Origin of the sequence: Pseudomonas sp. GM55, assembly GCF_000282395.1 — a bacterium.
Lineage (GTDB): Bacteria > Pseudomonadota > Gammaproteobacteria > Pseudomonadales > Pseudomonadaceae > Aquipseudomonas > Aquipseudomonas fluorescens_CC.
In genome coordinates this window covers 1-8443 of the sequence record NZ_AKJJ01000123.1, presented here as the reverse complement: position 1 = coordinate 8443, position 8443 = coordinate 1, and the positions used below count along the sequence as shown (strand labels likewise).

General features: G+C 56.2%; 8 protein-coding genes. 4 read left to right on the top strand and 4 right to left on the bottom strand.

The window, feature by feature from the left end:
* Together ltnD and PMI31_RS25330 are read right to left on the bottom strand one after the other, a co-directional pair.
* Positions 1–770: L-threonate dehydrogenase (ltnD, locus tag PMI31_RS25335; RefSeq protein WP_008022209.1), on the bottom strand; the 770-nt coding region annotated here is incomplete at its 3' end.
* A 27-nt stretch (positions 771–797) separates the two neighbouring features.
* Positions 798–1502 (bottom strand): FadR/GntR family transcriptional regulator, encoded by a 705-nt coding sequence (locus PMI31_RS25330; protein WP_008022207.1) that lies wholly within the window; start codon positions 1500–1502, stop codon positions 798–800.
* A gap of 267 nt (positions 1503–1769) precedes the next feature.
* Between PMI31_RS25330 and PMI31_RS25325 the strand changes: the two genes are divergently transcribed.
* The 3 genes from PMI31_RS25325 (at position 1770) to PMI31_RS25315 (ending at position 3892) form a co-directional block, all read left to right on the top strand.
* Positions 1770–2591 carry a DeoR/GlpR family DNA-binding transcription regulator gene (locus PMI31_RS25325; RefSeq protein ID WP_008022204.1) on the top strand — a complete coding sequence of 274 codons (822 nt, stop codon included), beginning with the start codon at positions 1770–1772 and terminating at the stop codon, positions 2589–2591.
* 244 nt (positions 2592–2835) lie between these two features.
* Complete coding sequence (locus PMI31_RS25320) at positions 2836–3261, top strand: GNAT family N-acetyltransferase (RefSeq protein ID WP_008022201.1); 426 nt, start codon at positions 2836–2838, stop codon at positions 3259–3261.
* Positions 3262–3403: 142 nt separating this feature from the next.
* Positions 3404–3892 carry a GNAT family N-acetyltransferase gene (locus PMI31_RS25315; RefSeq protein WP_008022200.1) on the top strand — a complete coding sequence of 163 codons (489 nt, stop codon included), beginning with the start codon at positions 3404–3406 and terminating at the stop codon, positions 3890–3892.
* 107 nt (positions 3893–3999) lie between these two features.
* Here PMI31_RS25315 and PMI31_RS25310 read toward each other — a convergent pair whose 3' ends face one another.
* Positions 4000–4746, bottom strand: a complete 747-nt coding sequence (locus PMI31_RS25310; protein ID WP_008022198.1) for a hypothetical protein — start codon at positions 4744–4746, stop codon at positions 4000–4002.
* A 367-nt stretch (positions 4747–5113) separates the two neighbouring features.
* Between PMI31_RS25310 and PMI31_RS25305 the strand changes: the two genes are divergently transcribed.
* Complete coding sequence (locus PMI31_RS25305) at positions 5114–5599, top strand: adenosine-specific kinase (protein WP_008022197.1); 486 nt, start codon at positions 5114–5116, stop codon at positions 5597–5599.
* Positions 5600–5855: 256 nt separating this feature from the next.
* Here the strand turns inward: PMI31_RS25305 and PMI31_RS31505 are convergent.
* A partial coding sequence (locus PMI31_RS31505) for a beta strand repeat-containing protein (protein ID WP_008022196.1) occupies positions 5856–8443 on the bottom strand: 2588 nt, incomplete at its 5' end.

The window sequence follows — 8443 nt, the reverse complement described above, 5'->3', positions numbered from 1 at the left end:
GGGAATTTGCTGGCTCGGGCGGTATCCAGCACCAGCCCCAGGTCCTTGACGAAAATATCCACTGCGGACAACGGCGTGTAGTCAGCCTTGAGAATGTGCGGCACGCGGTTTTCGAACATCCAGGAGTTACCGGCGCTGTGGGTGATCACCTCATACAGCGCATCGGCATCGACCCCTTCACGCAGGCCCAACGCCATGGCTTCGGCAGAAGCGGCAATATGTACCCCAGCCAGAAGCTGGTTGATGATTTTGACCTTTGAACCCAGGCCATGGACGTCACCCAGCCGATAAACCTTGCCAGCCATACCCGCCAGGATTGTCTCGGCCTTGGCATAGGCATCGGCCGGGCCCGAGGTCATCATGGTCATTTCGCCAGCGGCAGCCTTGGCGGCGCCACCGGAAATCGGCGCATCCAGATACAACAGGCCCAGCGCGGCCAGACGCTGGCCAAGATCCACGGCGTAGGTCGGGGCTACGGTGGCGCAGCCGATCACCAGACTGCCCGGCCGCAGTGAAGCCACGGCTCCTCCCTCACCAAACAATACGGTCTCGGTCTGCTCGGCGTTGACCACCACGGTAATGATCACGTCACACTCAGCGGCCATGTGCGACGGTGACAGGCAAGCCACACCGCCCTCCCCGGCGAACTGTTCTGTTACGGCAGTGCGCACATCACAGGCATGCACATTGAATCCGTTGCGCAATAACGAGCGGGCAATACCCAGACCCATCGCGCCCAGACCGACAACACCGACATTCTTGTTATTCATTGGGGGACTCCTGAGAAAAACAGCGGCTTATTCAACGCCGGCAAGGCGTAGACGGCGGGCCGCATTGTAGATATGTGCGCGGGCGGCATGCCCGGCGGCGAGCGGATCGCCCAGCCGAATGGCCGCGACGATCGCTTGGTGTTCTTCGTGTACCTGATGTGAGAAGTCCGACCTGCCCGCCTCGTTGGCGCGGGTGATGCGGGTTGCGGCCACCAGGTATTGACTGACGAACTCCAGAGTCTTGAGGAAGTAAGGATTACCCGTGGCCTGAGCAATGACGCGATGAAAGGTCACATCGGCATGAACACCGTCCTGCCCTTCATTTACCCCCTCATCGATGTGTGCCAGCGCTTCGTCGATCAGCACCAGATCGGCTTCGCTGCGTTTGAGCGCTGCCTCGGAGGCGATTTCCGCCTCAATGGCACGTCGCAATGCCAACAGGTGAAACACACTGCCGGGCAGATTGGCTTCGGCGTAATCAATACGCAGCGGGCGGATATTGGCGTTGGCCGTGACAAAGATGCCGCGCCCTTGCTGGGGTTGCAGCACGCCTTCGTTCTTCAGGCGGGAAATGGCTTCGCGGACCACGGTACGACTGACACCAAAGGCTTCTGAAAGCATGGCTTCGCTGGGCAGTTTGCTGCCGGTCGGAAACGCACCGGCTTCAATCTTGTTCAGCAGCTGCTGGGCGACGCTGTCACTCAGCACGTGAGTCGGGACCTTATCGAACATCGTAGCCACCCTGTTTTTGTCTTGTAATCAGGTCGTCATACAGGTTGGACAGATAATCCTCCAATGAACAGATTATGTGAAGTCTTTTTTTCAAATAACATTTTTTAACATCGCCTTCGAGCCTTCGCCCCTGGGAAAGCCAGCAAGGGGAATTTCGGTCCTTGCCTCACGAGAACCGTCATTCGCAACAGCTCGTCCCTTCACCGTAGATTCGCTACTATTGTTTGCCCGCTTTCCTTTCATGCGGATTTTTACTTTGGAGCCCGGATGCCTAGTCAAAAGGACATCGCCGACGAACGCGGCGCACCGATGATTCCTGAACAGCGCCGTGAATTGATGCTGCGCCAGTTGCGCAAGCATCAGGTGCTGAGCGTTCATCAATTGATAGACATGTTCGACTGCTCGCACATGACCATACGCCGCGACATAGCGTTGCTGGAGCAGGAAGGCCGTGCTTACTCGGTAACGGGTGGCGTGCGAATCGCGAGCCAGCTCCACAGCGAGCCCAGCCATCAGTCCAAGGCAGTGGTCGAGTTGCCGCAGAAGCAGGCGATGGCCAAGCTGGCTGCGCGGTTACTGCATGCCGACATGACGATTTATCTGGATGCGGGAACGAGCACGCTGGAGATCGTCCCGTATATCAAGGCGCTGACGGGCGTGACCGTGGTGACCAACGACTTCGGGATTGTGCAGGCATTAATCGATGCACCCCATGTCACAGTGATTCACACCGGCGGGCAGTTGGATCACTCCAATCAATCATGCGTGGGCGGTCTGGCGGTTGCCACCTTGCGCCAGGTTGTCACCGATATCGCGTTCATATCGACCAGCTCCTGGGATTTGCGTCGTGGCCTCACCACGCCTTCGGCACTTAAGGTGGAGGTCAAACAAGCCGCGATGCAATCGGCCTCGCAAGTGGTGCTGGTCGCCAGTAGTTCGAAGTACGGTACTTTCAGTATGTACAAGATCGCTGGGCTGGAGCAGTTCGACATCATCCTCAGCGACGACGCGCTGACCCCGGCTGCGGCCGATGGCATCCGCAAGCAGGGCGTCGAACTGTTGCTACCTTCTGACAGTACCCCGACTTGAACAGCGGGCCTGGATACCGCAGAGCCCCTGGCCCCCTCCTCTGTTGCGCCTGGCACGCCATCCAGTCACGTAACTTCCACAGCCTGGGTTGATTTCAGTCAGTCGTGACAAGCAAAAAGTGGCCAGAAGCAACCCTTCAAACCCTCTAAAAAACAGACGACTTGATGTATTTACTGATTCACCGCGGGATGACAGAAATGGGCTACTTTGTTGACCCAGTTATTCACCGCTCAGGGAGAGCGCCATGTCTGTAGAAATCCAGCTTTCGGAAAATGTGACTGAAGAAGAGCGGTTAGGAATTTTGACCCCGTTGCTGGCCCATAACCTGGCCAACGGTGGGGACGACGCCCATGAAACATTTGCTCTGTTGCTACGAGACCCTGACAGTAACGAAGTCATTGGCGGACTGTACGGCAAGGTCTCTTATCGATGGCTGCTCATCGATCTTGTCAGCGTTCCCGAGTCGATGCGTGGTCAGGGTATCGGAGAACGGCTAATGCGCATGGCCGAAGAAGTCGCGCAGAAAAAGCACTGCACCGGTATCTGGCTGGAGACCTTCAGCTTTCAGGCACCCGGGTTTTATCAAAAACTTGGCTACTGCGAATTCGGACGCCTGGCAGATTATCCACCGGGACATACCCGGCTCTATTACCAGAAATCGTTGCGCTGACCGCGTTTTGGATCTTGGGCCGATAGCTGCGCTTCGTAGCAGGCAGCAATCGCCATTTGCGGACATGCCATTGCTTTCCATCACCCTGCGCTAGCCTTGGGACTCAGCTAAGGTACTGATTCATGGAGCTTGGAGACGAGCAATGAAACTGAACCACAGGCCAGTGAAGGCTAGCGACGTTAAAATGATCTGCGGCTTTCCTCAGAACGCTCAAGAGTTGTTTTTCATGTTTCCGAAGGCGCACTTCCCGCTAACGGAAACGCAGTTGATTACCGCGATCTCCCAACGCTTCGACTCTACCGTCGTGGAGATCAATGGGACTGTCGTTGGGTTTGCCAATTTCTATCGAGCTGAACGCAATGGCGTTTGCTGTATCGGCAATGTCATCGTCTCGCCGAGCGCTCGGGGCGAAGGAGTGGCGACGTTTATCGTAGAGACGATGACCGGCTTGGCATTCGAGCGTTACGGAGCCAACGAGGTGCAGATTTCCTGTTTCAACGAAAACACGGCAGGGCTGCTGCTCTACCCCAAGCTTGGATTTGTGCCTTATGCCATTGAGGAGCGACCTTCTTTGGGAAGCGGCCGATCGGCCCTCATACACATGACGCGCAGCAGAAGCCCGGCCGGTTGAATCCACAGCCGCTTGCTGTCTGCGTTGAGCAAAGTGGGGGTTAAGAAACGGATCTTCTTTTGATCGGTAGGGTATGGCTGTTGATCGTCGGGAGATCCATCGTCGTCTTAGAAGACCAAGCCCAGTTTTACGCCATACTCATCCCTGGTTTGTTTGTCGAGCTCGGTCATTGCAAATTGACCATCCAGGTCATATTTGAAACGGTTGTAGTATAGGGATGCTATTACCGGAATCGATCCTTGTTGATTGAACAGAAAACTCAGCTCAACAAAAGGATTGTTGTTATCTTTTAAATCCTGACTCTCGCTGTTGACTCCATGGATTTTTAGCTGCGACTCACCATTTATTATCCTTCGCATTCCCGCTTCAAAACGCAGTGTTGTAGTGGTGAATCGATGATTGTAGCCAGCAGCAATTTTGGCGAAATAAGTGCGGCTGGTGAGATCAATGTCGTACTTGTTAGAGTCTGGTTGAAATTGATTCCATTTGTATCCTCCGCCCAGCAACAGATCTATTGAGTCGCACCCATTCAACTCGGTCCGCCAGCCAAGATCCAAGTCGGCCTGGCCATCCTTCATTGTCTGACTCTGTTTTTCAGAGTACTGCCCACTTATTTCTGCATGATAGACAAAGCCGGTTTGAGCCGTCATTTTGTTGCCAAAATTGAGAAATAAACCGCCTTCCGGCATGTGCTCGGTGACCGTGCTTCTGTGCCCTGTGAATTCGATAACGCTGTAACTTCCCAGCAAGCCAAAGGCAAAAAACGGATCTGCAGGAGGTGCAGCGCTGGAATTTGTTGGGAGGGTGCCCGTTAGACAGGTGGTGACAACAGCAGCAAGATTGGTCCTTTTCATAAGAACTCCATCAGTACGCTATAGGTCTCGGATAGACCGATACTCATGACGATAGCTGTTTTTTTTGTGTTGGATCGCTATCACCCCTCGGTGAATCAATGAATGCATAAAGTCGTGCGTTTTTTAGGTGGTTCCCATGGCGGCTACTGGCCGATAGGCGCCTGTCGCGAAGAAAGTGTCAGATTTTTTGTGTGCGACTCGGTAATGACCTGTCGTCAGGCAGGCCCTCATTTCTATTGATTGCAGCCCTTCGTGATGGGCAGAAATCGGCCAAAAGCAGTCCGTGAACGGAGCAATAACCACCGGGTAGCTATGCTGGATGTGTTGCCAGACCCTGGTAGCAATATCGTCAAAGGAGGTGTTTGAGATGCAACTCATCACGTTGAAAATCGACAAGCCGGACGTAACGAACTTCATTTTGGGTCAGACGCACTTCATCAAGTCCGTCGAAGACATCCACGAAGCGCTGGTCAATGCCGTGCCGGGTATCCAGTTTGGCGTGGCCTTTTGTGAAGCCTCCGGCAAATGCCTGGTGCGATGGTCTGGCACCGATCCCTCAATGATTGAACTTGCACAGAAGAATGCGAAAGCCATCGCCGCGGGCCATAGCTTCATCATTTTCCTCGGCGACGGTTTCTATCCGCTGAACGTGTTGAACACCCTCAAAATGGTTCCAGAGGTATGCCGTATTTTTTGTGCAACGGCCAATCCAACCGAAGTGGTTATCGCCGAGACGGAACAAGGGCGAGCCATCCTGGGCGTCGTGGATGGTTTCTGTGCCACTGACATTGAAGGCGATGAAGACATCCTGTGGCGCAAGAACCTGTTGCGGCAGATTGGCTACAAGCTGTGAATTGCAGCTGGCCGCAGATGGCCGGAGCCGGCTAGTAAAAAGACGTGCATCCATCAGGACTCACCTGCCAGTTCAGTCCCCAGCCATCGACAGTAAGCCTTCATCCAGTCGTCGACCCTGGCGTTGCTGGCAGCGCACATGCTCAGTCAATCGACACGTGGATTGACGAGAAAAACACCTCGCACAGAGCCCATCGCGGATTTATTCGCGATGGGCTCTGCAACCGCGTAGCAATGTGCGGCCAGCAGCAAAAGCATCATGTCGTCAGGATGAAGTCCGTCTGATCGATACCTGCACTGTTAACACCGACAAGGCGGATAGAGTCCATTCCGATCCCGATCAGCGTGTCTGCACCGTCAGCCGTAATGCTCACGTTGGCAGCGAATGTCTCGCTGCTGATCCCCAGCCCCGCGATATTGAGCAAGTCCTGCCCTCCGGCCGGATCGACATCGAAGCCCTGGATCGAGTCGTTGCCGAAGCCTGCGGCAGCAAACGCGAAGGTATCGTTGCCGAGGCCGCCGTTGAGCGTGTCGTCGCCCAGCCCTCCGAAGAACAGATCGTCACCCGCACCGCCGACCAGAACGTCGTTGGCCAGGCCGCCCAGCATCGTGTGGTTTGCCGCCGCTGCATCGTAGGCCAGCTCACTGCCGCTGCCCTCGGTGTTCGCTTGCAAACCCGCCGCTGCGTATTGGCCATTCAGCGCGACCTGTGTCGCATGCGCGCCGTCGCTCACGATCAACAGGCCACCGGTGCCTGTGTCATTCGCTGCATAGGTGATCTGCGTGTTGGCGCCGAACGCAACATCGCCAAAGTCCAGCTTGTCACCTGCGGCAAAACCGCTGACGCTGCCACTGAACGCCGCCGACACATCGAGCTTGAGCGTGCCTGCCGCGCCGCTGTCAAACGTCACATGCTGATCGGAGGCAGCACCGAATTCCAGTATCGCCGAACCGCTGATAGTCGCGCTTCCCGCGCCACTGGCATCTCCGTGGACGGTGATGTTGCCATCGTTCGCCAACAGGCTGCCGCTGTTGACGAGCGCACTTTCAATCACCAATCCGCCGCTGCCGCTCGCTTGCAGCACGCCAGTGTTGGTGACGGCGTTGCTACCGGTATCGATCACCAGCGCATTGACGCCGCTGGCATGAATCAGGCCCGAGTTGACCAGCATCATCTGCCCCGCGCCCAACTGACCGGCACCCGAGATGGTGTTGTCGGCATTGGTGAGCACCGTGTCCGCGCTGCCACCAAAGATCACGTTGTGCGCGCTGTCGGACAAAACTACTTGCCCGCCGCCGGTCAAGGTCGCGCCGCGGAACAGAATCTCAAGATCTGTCCCGCGGCCGGTGGAGCCGAGCGCTATGGTGCCGCTGTTGTCGATGCGGCCACCGAACGGCATGATCGCGCCGTCGGCAATGGTGATGGTGCCCGTATTGGTCGTGACCGGGTCCACATCGAACAGCAGGTTGGCCCCGCTCAACGCCGCCGCATCCACGCCGTTGATGGTGATCGTCTGGTCGGCGCTGATACTGAGCACGGCATTGCCGTTCGCGTCGTTGACGATACTCACATCCGCAAAATCGTTGACGCCCGTGAAGCCGATCAAATCGATCTTGTCCGTCGCCACATCGAAGCTGTGAATGACGTTGTTGCCGATCGGCTGGGCGAAGACGAAGGTGTCGGCCCCGGACGAGCCAGTCAGGTTGTCGTCTGTCGACAAGGCGAAGATTGGATTGCCAGGGGCAAAGGCTTCGACGTTGTCAGCCACGTAGGCATTGCCAATGCTGCCGTCGGCATTGGTCCAGCTCATGTTGACACCGAGGACCAACGCACCGGCGAAGTCCGATGGGGTGGTAACGGTCAGTGAGCCAGGGTCATTGGTTTGCACTGTCCAGGTGCCGTCGCCGTTGTCGGTGCCGACATTTAACAGCCAGCCTGCGGGCAGACCATTGATGATCAGGGTAATCAGGCCGCTTATCCCTGCGGCGGGTACCTCGAGGGCCAGATTGATGGGCTCTCCGGCGGCACCGGCAGGGGCCTTGCCTGTCACTGTGACCATATTGCCTGCAGCGTCGGTGAACTTAATATTTAAGTTTTCATTTTTGTCGAGCGCTGTAGTCGAATGCATCCAAGTTCCACTGGTTGAGGAACCGCTGGTCAAGGATGCATCGAAAGACACTTGCGGCCCGGAGGGACGAACCGTGTCGACATGCACCGAGGTCACACCGGAAAGATTATCGGCAACTCCAAGCGAGAAAGTCGGTTTGGTCCAAGTGTTGTTAATCCCTCCTGGAGGATTTGCCGTAGGTGCCTCTGTGTCGACGATCAGCGTGGTAGCTGGGTTGAGACTATTGGCACCTGCAAGATCGGCATTATTCCCCACAGCATCTTTGATCGTCGCGCCTCCTAGGGTGAATGGCGACGCAGCAAGGGCAAGATCGGCGGTATTTTGACCCGCAGTCACTGTGTAGGTGAATGTCAACGTACTGGTGCCTGAACCACTTGTGTAGCTCGCCGTCCCGCCCGTGTTCAGATTGAGCGTCGGCGAACCGGTGACCAGTACGGCTTCGCTGAAGGTGATGTTCAGCGTCACCGTCTCAGCCGCCTTAACCGTGCCATCGTTAGTACCATAACTGGCACCTGTCACCGTCGGCGCTGTGCTGCCCTCGACAACATCATTGATATTGAGCGTGAAATTCTGCGAAGCATCTGGATTGCCACCGACCGTCGGGTCATTGGCATTTACCGTCACGCTATAGGACGACTTCACTTCGAAATCGGGCGATGCGCCGACATAGCGCAACTCGCTGCCGACTATCGCGAACGAAGCGGCATCGGCCCCAC